14 protein-coding genes are annotated in these 15,531 nt (G+C 67.5%); 13 read left to right on the top strand and 1 reads right to left on the bottom strand.

All coding sequences use genetic code 11. The annotated features are described in order from the left end of the window. Positions 1 to 49: 49 nt before the first annotated feature. The 13 genes from GVY39_RS14915 to GVY39_RS14855 all read left to right on the top strand — a co-directional run bounded on the left by GVY39_RS14915 (position 50) and on the right by GVY39_RS14855 (position 13,199). The gene (locus GVY39_RS14915; RefSeq protein WP_159924567.1) at positions 50 to 1,000 is read left to right on the top strand and encodes a DUF6779 domain-containing protein; all 951 of its coding nucleotides are present in this window, start codon (positions 50 to 52) and stop codon (positions 998 to 1,000) included. A gap of 154 nt (positions 1,001 to 1,154) precedes the next feature. Then, the gene (locus GVY39_RS14910; protein WP_159924569.1) at positions 1,155 to 2,084 is read left to right on the top strand and encodes a Rossmann-like and DUF2520 domain-containing protein; all 930 of its coding nucleotides are present in this window, start codon (positions 1,155 to 1,157) and stop codon (positions 2,082 to 2,084) included. Next, on the top strand, positions 2,084 to 3,064 hold the full coding sequence (panC, locus tag GVY39_RS14905; RefSeq protein WP_159924571.1) for a pantoate--beta-alanine ligase: 981 nt from the start codon (positions 2,084 to 2,086) through the stop codon (positions 3,062 to 3,064). The genes GVY39_RS14910 and panC overlap by 1 nt, the downstream gene beginning before the upstream one ends. Before the next feature lie 13 nt (positions 3,065 to 3,077). Further along, a complete protein-coding gene (gene panD / locus GVY39_RS14900; protein ID WP_040773236.1) occupies positions 3,078 to 3,497 on the top strand; it encodes an aspartate 1-decarboxylase in 420 nt (139 codons plus the stop codon). Between the two features lie 17 nt (positions 3,498 to 3,514). After that, a complete protein-coding gene (locus tag GVY39_RS14895) occupies positions 3,515 to 4,312 on the top strand; it encodes a type III pantothenate kinase (RefSeq protein ID WP_159924573.1) in 798 nt (265 codons plus the stop codon). 181 nt (positions 4,313 to 4,493) lie between these two features. Then, positions 4,494 to 5,099, top strand: a complete 606-nt coding sequence (locus GVY39_RS14890) for a cysteine dioxygenase family protein (RefSeq protein ID WP_159924575.1) — start codon at positions 4,494 to 4,496, stop codon at positions 5,097 to 5,099. Between the two features lie 8 nt (positions 5,100 to 5,107). Beyond that, positions 5,108 to 5,530, top strand: a complete 423-nt coding sequence (locus tag GVY39_RS14885; RefSeq protein WP_159924811.1) for a rhodanese-like domain-containing protein — start codon at positions 5,108 to 5,110, stop codon at positions 5,528 to 5,530. A 261-nt stretch (positions 5,531 to 5,791) separates the two neighbouring features. Then, entirely contained in the window at positions 5,792 to 7,291 is a 1,500-nt protein-coding gene (gene lysS, locus GVY39_RS14880; protein WP_159924813.1) for a lysine--tRNA ligase, read from the top strand. Positions 7,292 to 7,407: 116 nt separating this feature from the next. Beyond that, a complete protein-coding gene (locus GVY39_RS14875) occupies positions 7,408 to 7,767 on the top strand; it encodes an Lsr2 family protein (RefSeq protein WP_159924577.1) in 360 nt (119 codons plus the stop codon). A gap of 204 nt (positions 7,768 to 7,971) precedes the next feature. Beyond that, the gene (locus tag GVY39_RS14870) at positions 7,972 to 8,595 is read left to right on the top strand and encodes an FHA domain-containing protein (protein WP_159924579.1); all 624 of its coding nucleotides are present in this window, start codon (positions 7,972 to 7,974) and stop codon (positions 8,593 to 8,595) included. Between the two features lie 134 nt (positions 8,596 to 8,729). After that, a complete protein-coding gene (locus GVY39_RS14865; protein WP_159924581.1) occupies positions 8,730 to 9,323 on the top strand; it encodes a DUF1772 domain-containing protein in 594 nt (197 codons plus the stop codon). An 88-nt stretch (positions 9,324 to 9,411) separates the two neighbouring features. Then, a complete protein-coding gene (locus GVY39_RS14860) occupies positions 9,412 to 10,332 on the top strand; it encodes an alpha/beta fold hydrolase (protein WP_159924583.1) in 921 nt (306 codons plus the stop codon). A gap of 311 nt (positions 10,333 to 10,643) precedes the next feature. Then, a complete protein-coding gene (locus tag GVY39_RS14855) occupies positions 10,644 to 13,199 on the top strand; it encodes an ATP-dependent Clp protease ATP-binding subunit (RefSeq protein WP_159924585.1) in 2,556 nt (851 codons plus the stop codon). A 589-nt stretch (positions 13,200 to 13,788) separates the two neighbouring features. On the opposite strand, the gene GVY39_RS14850 is transcribed toward GVY39_RS14855, so the two are convergent. Beyond that, complete coding sequence (locus GVY39_RS14850; protein ID WP_236565458.1) at positions 13,789 to 15,459, bottom strand: sensor histidine kinase; 1,671 nt, start codon at positions 15,457 to 15,459, stop codon at positions 13,789 to 13,791. Positions 15,460 to 15,531: the final 72 nt, after the last annotated feature.

Raw genomic sequence — 15,531 nt, 5'->3', positions numbered from 1 at the left:
CAAAACCGGAATCTGGGCGCGGCACCACCTATTGGCTACCCTGGCTGGCATGGTTTCACCCTCCCGTAGCAGCACTTCCCGTCGACGGCGGGACGACGCGGGAAAATTATTCGTCGGCGTCTTGATCCTGCTCGGTCTGGTTGCCAGCGTTTTCCTGATCTTCAGTAACAGCGTGGAGTTCGTACGGGTAGGTCTGGTTGTGGCGCTGTGGGCGGCCGCAATCGGCGCTCTTACTGCGACGAAGTACCGCAAAGAGGCGACCATCGACAAGGCGAAGGTCCGCGATCTGCAGACCGTCTACGAGTTACAGCTGGAGCGTGAGGTCACCGCGCGGCGCGAGTACGAACTCGGCGTGGAGGCGCGGGTGCGCCAGGAAGTGGGCGCCGACGCGGCCGAGATGGCGGCCTTGCGGGCGGAACTCACCGTGCTGCGGCAGAGCCTGCAACGACTGTTCGACGGCGATCTGCCGATGGACCGCCCGGCGTTGCGGGCCGACGCGACCCGGATTCAGGAGCTGACCAGTTCCAGCGCCGAATCGGGGAACAATAGCTCGGCGAATGCCGGGATGTGGTCGGTGTTCGCCGACCAGCAACCCCGCAGCAGTATGACGCCGATCTTCGAGCCCGATCACCCCGAGCCGCCGGTCTTCGCCAGCCCCTTCGACGATCCGGTCACCGCTGAGACCGCGGTCGTCTCCGCGGACGACGACCCCGCCGACCAGGCCGACACGGAGCGGGCGCGCTACGCCCGGCCGCGCGGCTGGGCCGACGCGTTCACCGAGACCGTGGACGAGCAGGTCGACGAGCCCCCGACCCAGCCCGCCGTGCGGCCCCAGCCGGACCCGGAACCGGTCACACGGCCGGCCTCCGCGCCCACCGTGGGCACGCCCAGCGCGCGCAGGCGGCGCCGGGCCGAGAGCGACGACGAGTCGCCATCGCGACGTCTGTCGGTAGCGGAGATCATGGCCAACCTGCAGTCCGAGGAGCGCGAAGGTCGATGACCCGGGGCCGGGCCCGGCCCGCACTGCGTCATAGATCACGTGGGCACCCCGTGGCGGCGGCGAGCCACCTGCCGATATTCTCTTGGCGTACCGTCCGGTACCCGCATGGCGGGACTGGAACGACATCGAGAGGACAACGTTGACCTCGAGAAGCGTGAATTCCGATAACGCTACTTCGGGCTACGACCCCGCCCCTGCACGCCTGACGGTGGGAATCGTCTCGGCGGGACGCGTGGGTTCGGCATTGGGCGCCGCACTGGAGCGGGCCGGACACGTGGTGTTCGGCGTCTGTGCGATCTCCGATGCCTCGGTGCGCCGTGCCCGCACCCGGCTGCCCGACTCGGAGATCCTGCCGATCGAACAGGTGGCCGCCCGCAGCGAACTGCTGCTGCTCGCCGTGCCCGACACCGAACTGGCGGGCCTGGCCCGTGGCCTGGCCGGTGCGGGAGTCGTCCGGCCCGGCACCATCGTGGCCCACACCTCCGGCGCCAACGGCGTCGGCGTGCTGGCCCCCCTCGCCGAGGTCGGCGCCCTTCCGCTGGCCATTCACCCCGCCATGACCTTCACCGGCCACGACGAAGACGTGACCCGTCTCGGCAACGCGTGCTTCGGCATCACCGCCGCCGACGAGGTCGGCTACGCCATCGCGCAGTCGCTGGTGATCGAGATGGGCGGCGAGCCGGTCCGCGTCCCGGAGCAGAACCGGGCGCTGTACCACGCCGCGCTCGCGCACGGCAGCAATCACCTGGTCACGGTGATCGTCGACGCGGTGACCGCCCTGCGCGCCGCCTTGGATGGCCCAGGCCTGATCGGCCAGCAACTGGTCGACGACCAGCCCAACGGTCTGGCCGAGCGTCTGCTCGCCCCGCTGGCCTCGGCCGCGCTGGACAACGCCCTGCGCCGCGGTCAGTCCGCGCTGACCGGTCCGGTGGCCCGCGGTGACGCGGACGCGGTGGCCGTGCACCTGCGCGCGCTCGAGTCCGTCGATACCCGGCTGGCCGAGGCTTATCGCGCGCTGTCGCTGCGCACCGCGGAGCGGGCCGGCACGGCTCCCGCCGTCATCGAGCTGCTGGAAGGACGCTGATGTTCGACCCGAAATTGCGCGGCGCGTATCGGCCCGGCACGCTGACCGTGCACCACGATCCCGCGGTACTCGGCGCGGTGTCCACTGCCCTGCGCGGTGTCGGCCGCACCGTCGCGCTGGTTCCGACCATGGGCGCGCTGCACGAGGGTCATCTGGAGATCGTGCGGCTGGCCAAGCGGACCAACCAGGTCGTCATCGTGTCGATTTTCGTCAATCCCCTGCAGTTCGGGGCGAACGAAGACTTGGACAAGTACCCCCGAACGCTGGACGCCGACGTCGAACTGCTGCGCGCGGAGGGCGTGGAGCTGGTGTTCGCGCCGAGCGTGTCCGACATGTATCCGGACGGTCCGCGCACCACGGTGCATCCCGGTCCGCTCGGGGCGGAACTGGAGGGCGCCAGCCGCCCGACGCATTTCGCGGGCATGCTCACCGTGGTCGCCAAACTGCTGCAGATCACGCGGCCGACCGAGGCGTTCTTCGGCGAGAAGGACTACCAGCAGCTCACGTTGATCCGGCAGATGGTTCGCGACCTGAATTTCGACGTCCGGATCACGCCGGTGGTCACCGTGCGTGAGCCCGACGGCTTGGCGCTGTCCTCGCGCAACCGCTACCTCGACCCGGTGCAGCGCGAGTCGGCGCTCGCCCTGTCCGCGGCTCTGTCGGCGGGCAAGCACGCGGGCGGACGCGGTGGCGAGGCGGTACTCGCGGCCGCCCGCCAGGTTCTCGACGCCGCGACCGGCGTGGACGTCGACTATCTGGAGCTGCGCTCGGCCACTCTGGGGCCCGCCCCGGCGTCCGGCAACGCCAGATTGCTGGTCGCCGCCATTGTCAGCGCGACCCGGCTCATCGACAACATCGCCGTCACGCTCGGCGCTCCGATCGACGGTCATCCCACCGTCTCCGAGTCGCGGTCCGTCGCGGACTCCTCCCAGCCCGTCACGGCGGTGTCCGATCCCGCCCTGCTCCCTCCCGCCAACTAGAAAGGGCGACGCAATGCTGCGCACCATGATGAAGTCGAAGATCCACCGTGCCACCGTGACGCACGCCGACCTGCACTATGTCGGTTCGGTCACGGTGGATCAGGACCTGCTCGACGCCGCCGACCTGCTGGAAGGCGAGCAGGTCTGCATCGTGGACATCGACAACGGCGCCCGCCTGGAGACCTATGTCATCGCCGGCGAGCGGGGTTCCGGGGTGATCGGGATCAACGGCGCCGCGGCGCACCTGGTGCACCCGGGCGACCTCGTCATCCTGATCGCCTACGGCCAGCTGAACGAGCAGGAAATCGCGGAATACGACCCCAAGGTCGTGTTCGTCGACGAGCGCAACCGCCCGGTCGAGCTCGGCTCCGACCCGGCTCACGCGCCGGAGGGCTCGGGCCTCACCTCGCCGCGCTCCCTGTCGTTCGTCTGAGGGCCGGCGATCCGGACATGTTGCTGACCATCGATGTTCGCAACACCAGTATCGAACTCGGTTTGTTCTCCGGTTCCGGAGCGCATTCGAAACTCGTGCGGCACTGGCGGATGCACACCAATCCGTTGCTGACCGCCGACGAATTCGCCATGCAGGTGCGCGGGTTGGTCGGCGCGCAACTGGATGAGGTGATCGGCGTCTCCGCGCTTTCGACGGTGCCGCCGGTGCTGCGCGAACTGCGCGGCATGCTCGGCCAGTACTGGGGTCATGTTCCGCACGTGTTGGTGGAACCCGGTGTGCGCACCGGGATTCCGTTGCTGGTGGACAATCCGAAAGAAGTCGGGGCGGACCGCATCGTCAATTGCCTGGCCGCCTATCAGCGGTATTCCGCACCCGCGATCGTCGTCGATTTCGGCACGGCGATCTGTGTCGATCTGGTGTCGAAGAAGGGCGAGTTCCTGGGCGGGATCATCGCGCCCGGTGTGGAGATCTCCACCGAGGCGCTGGTGGAACGCAGCGCGCTGCGGCGGGCGGAGCTGACCAGGCCACGCTCGGTGCTGGGAAAGAACAGCATGGAATGCATGCAGTCCGGCGCGGTATTCGGTTTCGCCGGGCTGGTGGACGGCCTGATCGATCGGATTCGGGACGAGTTCGACGCGTTCGCGGGTGACGATGTCGCGGTGGTCGCCACCGGCGCGAGCGCACCGCTGATCGTCCCGGAATCGGAAACCATCGAGGACCACGATCCGCACCTCACGCTGACCGGTCTGCGGCTCGTATACGAACGCAACCAGCGGCGCAAGGGAAGTGTCTGATTTGCGCGGTGTTGTATTCGTCGCAGGCCGGATGGTTGCCGTCACCGTGTCGCATGCTGTTAAACTCCCTCTCGTGACATTTGTCGTGAGCACCCAGGAGTGTTGTCGAGGCTGACTTGCCTCGACCGATCGAGGCTGATTACCCGCCCTCGACCGATACCTTCCTCCTGGAGATTCGCTCATGCGTTCTTCCGTTCTTTCCCTTTCCTCCGCTTCCTCCGCGCGTACCGCTTTCTCGGCTACTCCGCCGGTCGAGCGCTCGGTGGCGCCCGCGCTGCCCACTCGGCTACGTCCGGCCGATTTGCTCCGGTTGACCGACGAAGGCGCCGAGGACGTGCTCGCCGGACGCTACGACCACCTGCTTCCCGGGGGTGGGACGTGGCCGGAAGACGAGCGCTGGGCGGCTCGGTTGCTCGCCGACGACGAGGTCGACGTCTGGTTGATCAGCTGGACGCCGGGTAAGTCGACGGAGCTGCACGACCACGCCGGTTCGCTCGGCGCGCTCACCGTGCTCAGCGGGGCGCTCTCCGAATACCGATGGAACGGAACGGAACTGCGTTGCCGCACGCTCGCCGCCGGTGACCAGGCCTCGTTCCCGATCGGCTGGGTGCACGACGTGATGCGCGCGCCCGCCGCCGTCGAATCCGCGGGTCCACTCGACCCGACGCTGAGCGTGCACGCCTACTCCCCGCCTCTCACCGCCATGTCGTATTACGAGGTGACCGGTCACGGCACCCTGCGGCGCACCCGAACCGTCCTCACCGACCAGCCCGAAGGTGATATGTGATGACCCGTTTGACCATCGATCAGATGCTGGAGAACGCACGGGCCCAGCTCGACCGGATCTACGCCTTCGAATTGCCGGAAGCCATCGATCGCGGCGCCATTCTGGTGGATATCCGGCCCCAGGCCCAGCGCGGACGCGAGGGTACCCTGCCCGGCGCTCTGGTGATCGAGCGCAACGTACTGGAATGGCGGCTGGACCCCACCAGTTCCGCCCGCTTGGCGCTGGCCGCCGATCACGACGTGGAATGGATCGTCGTCTGCTCCGAGGGCTATACCTCCAGCCTGGCCGCCGCCGCGCTGCAGCAACTCGGGCTGCACCGGGCCACCGACCTGGTGGGCGGATACCAGGCATTGAAGGCGGCGGGACTGTTGAACGTCGCGGTAGGGGCGCCGCACTTCGCACGGGAGCTCGACGCGCTGGCGTCGCTGTAAATCCCCGCGAACACTTCCATCCTGAAATAGCCGGGCGCGCAGGTGTTTTCGGACATCGCCTGATGCGCACCGGCTATTTCGCGTCTCTGGAGCGCCGCTGCGCCGGTCCTGGATGGGATGAGGCTTCGATACCGTTTCGTTACTCCGAGTCAGAGGCCGGGCGGCGCGCAAAACGATTTCCGGTGCACGCTAGGGTTGTTCGATGTGAGCACCCCGAACTCTGCATCCTCCAGCGCATCGTCATCGGATTCGCGGCCCGCCGTGTCGCTCGACGCCGACGATGCCCCGGAGCAGATACGGATTCGGCGGGAGAAGCGGGAGCGGCTACTCGCGGCCGGCGGCGAAGCCTATCCCGTCGTCGTGCCGCGCACGCACACCCTCGCGGAAATTCGGGCCGCATATCCGGACCTCGCCGCGGACACGGCCACCGGACAAGAGGTGGGCGTCGCGGGCCGCGTCATATTCCTGCGTAATACGGGCAAGTTGTGTTTCGCCACACTGCAGGAGGGCGACGGCACCAAGTTGCAGGCGATGATCAGCCTGAACGGTGTCGGCGCGGACGCCCTCGGCGCCTGGAAGACCGATGTCGACCTCGGTGACTTCGTTTTCGTGCACGGTGAGGTCATCTCGTCGCGGACCGGCGAACTGAGCGTGCTGGCCGATTCCTGGTCCATGGCGGCGAAGGCCCTGCGGCCGCTGCCGGTGGCGCACAAGGAGATGAACGAGGAGTCGCGGGTCCGGCAGCGCTATGTCGACCTGATCGTGCGTCCCGAGGCCAGGGAAATGGCCCGTACCCGGATCGCGGTGGTGCGCGCGCTGCGCAACGCGCTCGAGCGCAGGGGATTCCTCGAGGTGGAGACGCCGATGCTGCAGACGCTGCACGGCGGCGCGGCGGCCCGGCCGTTCGTCACCCGTTCCAATGCCCTCGATATGGACCTCTACCTGCGCATCGCGCCGGAGCTGTTCCTGAAGCGCTGCGTGGTCGGCGGCTTGGAGCGGGTCTTCGAGATCAACCGGAACTTCCGCAACGAGGGCGCGGACTCCACGCATTCCCCCGAGTTCGCGATGCTCGAGACATACCAGGCATACGGCACCTATGACGACTCGGCGGTGATGACCCGGGAATTGGTGCAGGAGGTGGCCCAGGAGGCGTTCGGCACGCAGGTGGTGACCCTGGCCGACGGCACCGAATACGATCTTCGCGGTGAGTGGGCCACCGTCGAGATGTACCCCTCGCTGTCGGACGCGCTGGGTGTGCGGGTCACCCCGGAAACGTCGGTCGCCGAATTGCGCGCACTCGCGGATCGGGTCGGTCTGGAAATTCCGGAGGGCAAGGGCTACGGCCACGGGAAACTCGTCGAGGAACTCTGGGAACACCAGTATGGCGACAAGCTGTACGCGCCGACTTTCGTGCGGGACTTCCCGGTGGAGACATCCCCGTTGACCAGGCAGCATCGCAGTACGGCAGGCGTCACGGAGAAGTGGGATCTGTATGTGCGCGGCTTCGAGTTGGCCACGGGCTATTCGGAGTTGGTGGACCCGGTGATCCAGCGCGAGCGCTTCCTCGATCAGGCTCGGCTGGCCGCGCAGGGTGACGACGAGGCTATGGTGCTGGACGAGGACTTCCTCGCCGCGATGGAGCACGGCATGCCGCCGACGACCGGAACGGGTATGGGAATCGATCGGTTGTTGATGGCGCTCACGGGATTGGGAATCCGAGAAACGATACTGTTCCCAATTGTGCGTCCGGTCACCAGGTGACCAACTGGATTGCAAAGCAGCGACTCCGTCTTGGAATTTCCGGAATTCGAGGTATTCTTGCCTCGGGTAATCGGCCTAGTATGCGGGTCGCACGATTTCGAGAGGACGTTCATCTCATGGCAAAGAAGGTCACCGTTAGCCTGATCGACGATGTCGACGGTGAGTCCATCGCGGACGAGACCATCGAGTTTGCGATCGACGGTGTGTCGTACGAGATCGACCTGTCGTCGGCAAATGCGGCGAAGCTGCGCGACGGTTTGGAAGAGTGGGTTTCGAATGCGCGCCGGGTCAGCGGCCGGCGCCGGGTCAAGGCCGCCGCGGCCGCTGCGGGCGCTCCTAAGAGCCGGGTCTCCATCGACCGGGAACAAAGCGCCGCAATTCGGGAGTGGGCGCGTCGGAATGGACACAAGGTGTCCGCGCGGGGCCGCATCTCCGCCGACATCACCGACGCGTACAACAAGGCCGCGAAGGGATAGTTCTTTTTCGGCCGCCGTCCCGGCGAATCGTGCGACGCCGGGGCGGCGGTCTTGTTTGTGATAGGGCTTCGATATAGCAACGAAACCTGATCACGCGGTGCCCGTCGCGGCGGGGTGGATCGATCTTGCTCGTGGTACCCGAACGGGGCACCATGGAACCGTGCGACGGTCACTGGCGGTATGGAGAGGTGAGGTATCGGCGCAGTGACAGGATTCGTCGGATCATTCTTGCGGTTCACCGATGACGCAGGTCGGCAGCAGGAGCTCACGCTCACGCCCGATCGCGGTCGCGTCACCATCGGCCGCTCCCCGCATGCCGATCTCGCCCTGAGTTGGGATGCGGAGGTCTCCCGGCTGCACGCGGCGGTCGAGTACCTGGGTGCGCACTGGACCATCGTGGACGACGGCCTCTCCCGCAACGGCACGTTCGTCAACGGGGACCGGCTCGTCGGCCGCCGCAGGCTGATGGCGGGCGACGTCATCCGGGTCGGTACCTCGCGGGTGTCCTTTCACGACTTCGGCGGCGTGTCCGACGACATCACCCGCACCTCCACCGGCTCGATGCCCACCGCGCGGTCGCTCACCGAAACGCAGCGCTCGGTCCTGATCGCGCTGTGCCGCCCGTACAAGCACGGCGCGGGCTTCGCCACTCCCGCATCCAATCAGCAGATCGCCGAAGAGCTGTTCCTCAGCGTCGACGCCATCAAGACCCATCTGCGCGCCTTGTTCGCCAAGTTCGGGGTGGAGGATCTGCCGCAGAACCAGAAGCGGGTGCGGCTGGCTGGACTGGCCATGCAGAGTGGGCTCATTTCCGATCGGGACCTGTGAGACCTCCACCGTAGACGCTCGCTCAAGTGGTCGAGCTTCTCGACCATGGAGAGTCCCGGCGGCAACGGCTTGACTTGGAGACACAGCCGGAACCACGACGACTCCGGCCGGGTTTTCCGAGCAGGAGGAAGTTCATGACCGCCACACGTCTCGCCGCATTGGTGCTCGCCACGCTGGCGACGGGCCTGATCGCGGGCCTTTTCTACGCGTACGCCAATTCGGTGATGCCCGCGCTGGCCCGGACCGACGACCGCGCGATGATCGATGTGATGCAGAAGATCAACGTGGTGATCATCAATCCGTGGTTCATGATCGGCTTCCTGGGCACGGTCGGGTTCACCATCCTGGCCGCCGCGCTGCATCTGGGGCGCGAGCACCGGGCCACGCTGGTCTGGATCGGGCTCGCGCTGGTGCTGAACGTCATCGCCTTCGCGGTGACCTCCGGCCTGAACGTCCCGCTCAACGACCAGCTGGCCGCCGCTGGAGACCCGAGCTCGATCGCCGACCTCGCCGCGGTGCGCGCCGATTTCGAATCCGTCTGGGTGCGTTGGAACATCGTGCGCGGCGTCTTCCACACGCTGGCCTTCCTGGCGCTGTGCGGCGCGCTGTTCGTCGCGGGCGTCCAGCAGGGTAAGACCACCGCCGCGGCGGGAACGCAGGGCCACCCGGCCGCGGGGCAGTACGCGGTGCCGGACCGGTCCGGCGCGCCTGCCTTCGGTCAGAGCTAGTTTCCGCAACGACCCGCCGGAATGTGCCCCGTCTGGGCCACTGCGTGCGGTAGCTTCCCGGAAGACGAGACCGGACCGGGAGGCTATCGTGCGGCGTGTCCCAGGCTTTTCGTTGTTCATCGCTCTGCTCGCCGCGGTGTGCGCCACCGCGGGCGCGGCACACGCGCAAGAGCGCTATCCGGTCGACTACAACTTCTTCGCGGGCATCCCCGCGGAGCTGGCGAATCCGGGCGGTTCGCTGCCCGGCACCAACGACTGGTCCTGCCGGCCCGGTTCCGCGCATCCGAATCCGGTGGTTCTCGTGCACGGTACGGGTGGTGGCGCACAGACGAATTGGGGCGTGTTCGCGCCGCTGCTGGCCAACGAGGGCTATTGCGTGTACGCGTCCACCTTCGGCGCCTACGACCTGCCGTGGCCCGCGTCGGCCGTCGGAGGCATGCTTCCGATCGAGCGGAGCGCGGCGCAGCTCGCCGCTTTCGTGGACCGGGTACGCGCCGCGACCGGCGCCGCGGAGGTCGACCTCATCGGCCATTCCCAGGGCAATTTCATCGGCAACTACTTCGTCAAGCGGCTCGCGGGCGCGGCGAAGGTCGACAAGATGGTCGGGCTGGCCCCGCCCTGGCTCGGCTCGAACGCCGCAGGCATGGCGGACCTGAACGAATTCGGCACGCGGCTGGGTCTCGGCCCGTTCTTCGACGCCGTGGCCGGGTCGCCCTGCATGGCCTGCCGCCAGGTGCTGCAAGGCTCGGAGTTCGTGCGCGCGCTCAACGCCGACGGTGTGTACCACCCGGACGTGACCTACACGAACATCGCGACCGTGCTGGACGAGTTGGTGGTGCCGTACACCTCGGGGCTGGTAGCCGGGCCGCGAGTGACGAATATCGTGGTTCAGGACGGCTGCGCGACGGACTACTCTGGGCATACGGGCATAGCGGGCAGTCGAAGGGCCGCGACCTACGTGCTCAACGCGCTCGATCCCGCACATCAACGCCCCGTGCCCTGCGGTTAGGTCGACCCATACACCGGGTAGGCAGCCCAGGTCGTACGTGTGCGGTGGAGTTCTGGTCGGCGAGTGTTCTGTTCGCTGAGGGCAAAACCCGGCCGGAAACGAATCCCGCGCCGCCCACGTTATGAGTGAATGACCGTGCTGCTGCCGGTCGGCAATAGGGTGGACTGGCGGCGGCGGCATCTCCCGCCAACTAGAGTGGAGGCGGGGGCCGCAACCCCCGGGCTTCATGGCAGGCTGACGCCCACGGTTGTTGTACACAGCACACTGCGGCGTCTGTTGCCAGAATGTCGGAGCAGGAGAGTGAGGGAGCGATGTTCGAGAGGTTCACCGACCGCGCGAGGCGTGTCGTCGTCCTGGCCCAGGAAGAGGCCCGGATGCTCAACCACAACTACATCGGCACCGAGCACATCCTGCTGGGGCTGATTCACGAGGGTGAGGGCGTCGCGGCCAAGTCGCTGGAGTCGCTCGGCATTTCGCTGGAAGGCGTGCGCAGCCAGGTGGAGGAGATCATCGGCCAGGGCCAGCAGGCCCCGTCCGGGCACATCCCGTTCACCCCGCGCGCCAAGAAGGTGCTGGAGCTGAGTCTTCGCGAGGCGCTGCAGCTCGGGCACAACTACATCGGCACCGAGCACATCCTGCTCGGCCTCATCCGTGAGGGCGAAGGCGTGGCGGCGCAGGTGCTGGTGAAGCTGGGCGCCGATCTCAACCGTGTGCGCCAGCAGGTCATCCAGCTGCTGTCCGGGTACCAGGGCAAGGAACCGGTGGAATCCGGTTCGCGTGGCGAGGCGGGCACCCCGTCCACCTCGCTGGTGCTCGACCAGTTCGGTCGCAACCTGACCCAGGCGGCGCTCGAGGGCAAGCTGGACCCGGTCATCGGCCGCTCGAAGGAGATCGAGCGCGTCATGCAGGTGCTCAGCCGCCGTACCAAGAACAATCCGGTGCTGATCGGCGAGCCCGGCGTCGGCAAGACCGCCGTCGTCGAGGGCCTGGCACAGGCCATCGTCAACGGCGAGGTCCCGGAGACGCTGAAGGACAAGCAGCTCTACACCCTGGACCTGGGCTCCCTGGTCGCAGGCAGCCGTTACCGCGGTGACTTCGAAGAGCGTCTGAAGAAGGTGCTCAAGGAGATCAACACCCGCGGCGACATCATCCTGTTCATCGACGAGCTGCACACGCTGGTCGGTGCGGGCGCCGCCGAGGGCGCCATCGACGCGGCCTCGATCCTGAAGCCGAAGCTGGCCCGCGGCGAGCTGCAGACCATCGGCGCGACCACCCTCGACGAGTACCGCAAGTACATCGAGAAGGACGCCGCCCTCGAGCGCCGGTTCCAGCCGGTGCAGGTGGGCGAGCCGACCGTCGAACACACCATCAACATCCTCAAGGGTCTGCGCGACCGCTACGAGGCGCACCACCGTGTCTCCATCACCGACGGCGCCTTGGTGGCTGCGGCGACCTTGGCCGACCGCTACATCAACGACCGGTTCCTGCCGGACAAGGCGATCGACCTGATCGACGAGGCGGGCGCCCGGATGCGCATCCGTCGCATGACCGCTCCGCCGGACCTGCGCGAGTTCGACGACAAGATCGCCGAGGCGCGCCGGGAGAAGGAGTCCGCGATCGACGCGCAGGACTTCGAGAAGGCCGCGCGGCTGCGCGACAAGGAGAAGCAGCTCGTCGCCAAGCGGGCCGAGCGGGAGAAGCAGTGGCGCTCGGGTGACCTGGACGTCGTGGCCGAGGTCGACGACGAGCAGATCGCCGAGGTGCTGGCGAACTGGACCGGTATCCCGGTGTTCAAGCTCACCGAGGAGGAGACCACCCGTCTGCTCCGCATGGAGGATGAGCTGCACAAGCGGATCATCGGCCAGGAGGACGCGGTCAAGGCCGTCTCCAAGGCCATCCGCCGCACCCGCGCCGGCCTGAAGGATCCGAAGCGTCCGTCCGGCTCGTTCATCTTCGCCGGTCCGTCCGGTGTCGGTAAGACCGAGCTGTCCAAGGCGCTGGCGAACTTCCTGTTCGGCGACGACGACGCGCTCATCCAGATCGACATGGGCGAGTTCCACGACCGTTTCACCGCCTCGCGGCTGTTCGGTGCCCCTCCGGGCTACGTGGGCTACGAGGAGGGCGGCCAGCTCACCGAGAAGGTGCGCCGCAAGCCGTTCTCGGTCGTGCTGTTCGACGAGATCGAGAAGGCCCACCAAGAGATCTACAACACCCTGTTGCAGGTCTTGGAGGACGGCCGTCTCACCGACGGCCAGGGCCGGACCGTGGACTTCAAGAACACGGTGCTGATCTTCACCTCGAACCTCGGTACCTCGGACATCTCGAAGGCCGTCGGCCTGGGCTTCACGCAGAGCAATGCCGAGGGCTCGAACTACGAGCGGATGAAGCTCAAGGTCAACGACGAGCTGAAGAAGCACTTCCGGCCGGAGTTCCTCAACCGCATCGACGACGTGATCGTCTTCCACCAGCTCACCACCGACCAGATCGTCCAGATGGTGGATCTGATGATCAACCGCGTCGCCAAGCAGCTGAAGAACAAGGACATGGCGATCGAGCTCACCGAGAACGCCAAGAACCTGCTGGCCAAGCGTGGCTTCGACCCCGTGCTCGGTGCCCGGCCGCTGCGCCGCACCATCCAGCGCGAGATCGAGGACCAGCTGTCGGAGAAGATCCTCTTCGGCGAGATCGGCCCGGGCCAGACCATCTCGGTCGATGTCGAGGGCTGGGACGGCGAAGGCTCCGGCGAGGACGCCAAGTTCACCTTCACCGGCAAGGCGAAGCTGACCAAGGCTCAGACCGAAGAGAAGCCGGAAGTCGTGCTGACCGGCGCGACAGAAGGCCCCACCGAGGCCGCCGCAGGCGAGTAAATCGCAACCGAAGAGCCCGTGTCCACCTGGTGGGCACGGGCTCTTCGTATTCCGAGCTGAAATCCGGACCGTCACTCGCCTCCATGGCGGTCGCCAGGAAACTCACAGCTTCGGGTCGAGTGAAAATATTCATGCGGAAAAACTGCGCCGATAGGGACGTATTGGGGGCGTTGGTCGTGCGTCGTCACTCGCTATGCGCCGGAAAACGTATCCTGCGGGGTCTCGAGCGCCCTGCGGAATGTTAACCAAATAATTGCTAACACTCGTTCGCGCCGCATCGGGAATGTTCGCTGAAAAATTGCTGTATCTCGTATATCGGGCGCGGCGGTGTCGGGCGGCCTTTGTGGAGATCGAGTGGGTGACGGGGCGTAGTTCTTCCTGCCTACCGGGGCTCTCGAGTCCGGATTCGTAGGCCACCAGTTGGGCGCCGTCCTGCGCATTCAGTTTCGCGAGGATACAGCTGACATGGTGCGGGCGATCGCGGGCTCATGTAGGGGCGTTTCCGATTTCGGCAGCTGTGAGGCCCTCGGCGACCGGGATTATCACGTCCCGCTCGCGGCCCTCCTGTGGGCCTGGTCGCGTCGCCCGGTCAGTGGCGCGGGTGAACGGCCGGTGTGCCGGGCAGTTCGGCCGCGTCGGCGGACCGTGCCCGTGAGACGCCCGGCGTCGGACGCGCCGGGGCTGTGGTGCCCCGATTCTCGGCGGCCGTGGTGGGCGCTGCCTCGGCGCCTGCCGCCGAGACGTCCGCCGCCGCGGTGCTCTGCTGCGGCGTACCCGATGCCGCGGAGTTATGCGACGGTCTCCCCCCTGACGCGGTCCTCTCCGTCGACGCGCCCGCGGTCGTTGCGTCGCGCCCGCGCGTTCCCGCTGACGCGGTGTTCTGCGCCGGTGCCCCCGGGAGGGCAGCCCCGGTCTCGTTCGCCGCGGATTCGGGAGCCCGTGTGGGCAGCCGGGCCGCGACCCGGAACCCGCCGCTGGGGCGCGGACCCGCGGTGAGTGCGCCGCCGAGTGCATGAGTGCGGTCCCGCATGCCGATGATCCCGTTGCCGCCGCTGGCGCCGGAGCGCGATGTGGCACCGGTGGGGCGGGTGTTGTCGACAGTGATGTCGACCGAGTCCGGGGTGTAGCGCACGGTCACCGTGGCGTCGGCGCCCGGTGCGTGCCGGAGCACGTTGGTCAGCGACTCCTGGATGATCCGGGCCGCCGCCCCGTCGATGACGCTGGGCAGCTGTTGCGGGGTGCCGAGTACGCGGGTCTCCACCGTCAACCCGGTGGCGCGGGGCCGCTGCAACAGGTCGTCCAGGTCGCCGATGCTCGGCGCCGGAGCGCGCGGGGCGGGTGGCGGCTGGACGGTGGCCGCGGCCTCCTCGGGGAGGTCGTTGTCGGTCGAAGCAGGCTGGGCCGGAGCCGAACTGCGATTGGTGCGGGGGGATCGGCGGGTCCGGCGGCGGCCGGTGTCCTCCGCGCTCGCCTCGGCCGCGAGGTGTTGCCCGTCGGGCTCCGCGGTTCCGGCGCGGATTGTGTGCTGCAGCGCGTGCACTTCGGCGAGAGCGTCGCGGCTGGCATTCTTGATCGCGGTGAGCGCCGTCTCGGCCTGCTCCGGGCGCTTGTCCAGCAGTTCCAGCGCCACCGACGACTGCATGTCGATCATCGACAAGCTGTGCGCGAGCACGTCGTGCAGCTCCCGCGCCATGGCGAGGCGCTCCTCGCCGGCTCGCCGCTCACGCTGCGCTTCCTCGTCTCGGCGGGCGGCCTCGGCGTGTTGCCCGCGCGCGAGGAGCGCGGCCTTGCGCTGCCGGATCGCCTCGGCCACCAGCAGCAACGCCGAAAGCCACGCCATCAGCGCGAATACCTGCCACGGGTCGGCAGGCCGCTCCAGCAGGGTGGGCAGCGGCCAGACCAGCGCGAGACAGCCCAGCAGGACGAGCGGGTAAGTCCACCAGCGGGATCCGGCGCTCGCGGCGGTGAGGAAGGCGATGACCAGCGAGACGAAGATCGGCCCGTACCCGTAGTCCCGGAAGAAATACGCCACGCACACGGCGAGCACCATGATCAGCACGGGCCCCGGCTGCGCACGCCGCCAGATCAGCGCTACCGGCCCGGCCAGCAGCAGGAGATACCCGAGGACGTCGAGGGAGTGCACTCCCGTCTGCCGCGTGTTCGCGAAGGTGCCTCCGACCAACTGAACCGCGGCCACGACGAGCGCGACTCCCCAGTCCAAGCCGACCGAGCTGCGATCCGTAATCCCTGCCACCCGCACCCACGTAGCCTATGCGGCCCGGCCCGGATTCACGTCTGCCTGAGAACGTATTTCGGGAGAATTGCGCCGATT

The organism is Nocardia sp. CY15 (assembly GCF_009829295.1).
GTDB classification, from domain to species: domain Bacteria; phylum Actinomycetota; class Actinomycetes; order Mycobacteriales; family Mycobacteriaceae; genus Nocardia; species Nocardia sputi.
Note: the sequence above shows the minus strand (reverse complement) of the source record. Positions and strands in the feature narration are given on the sequence as shown.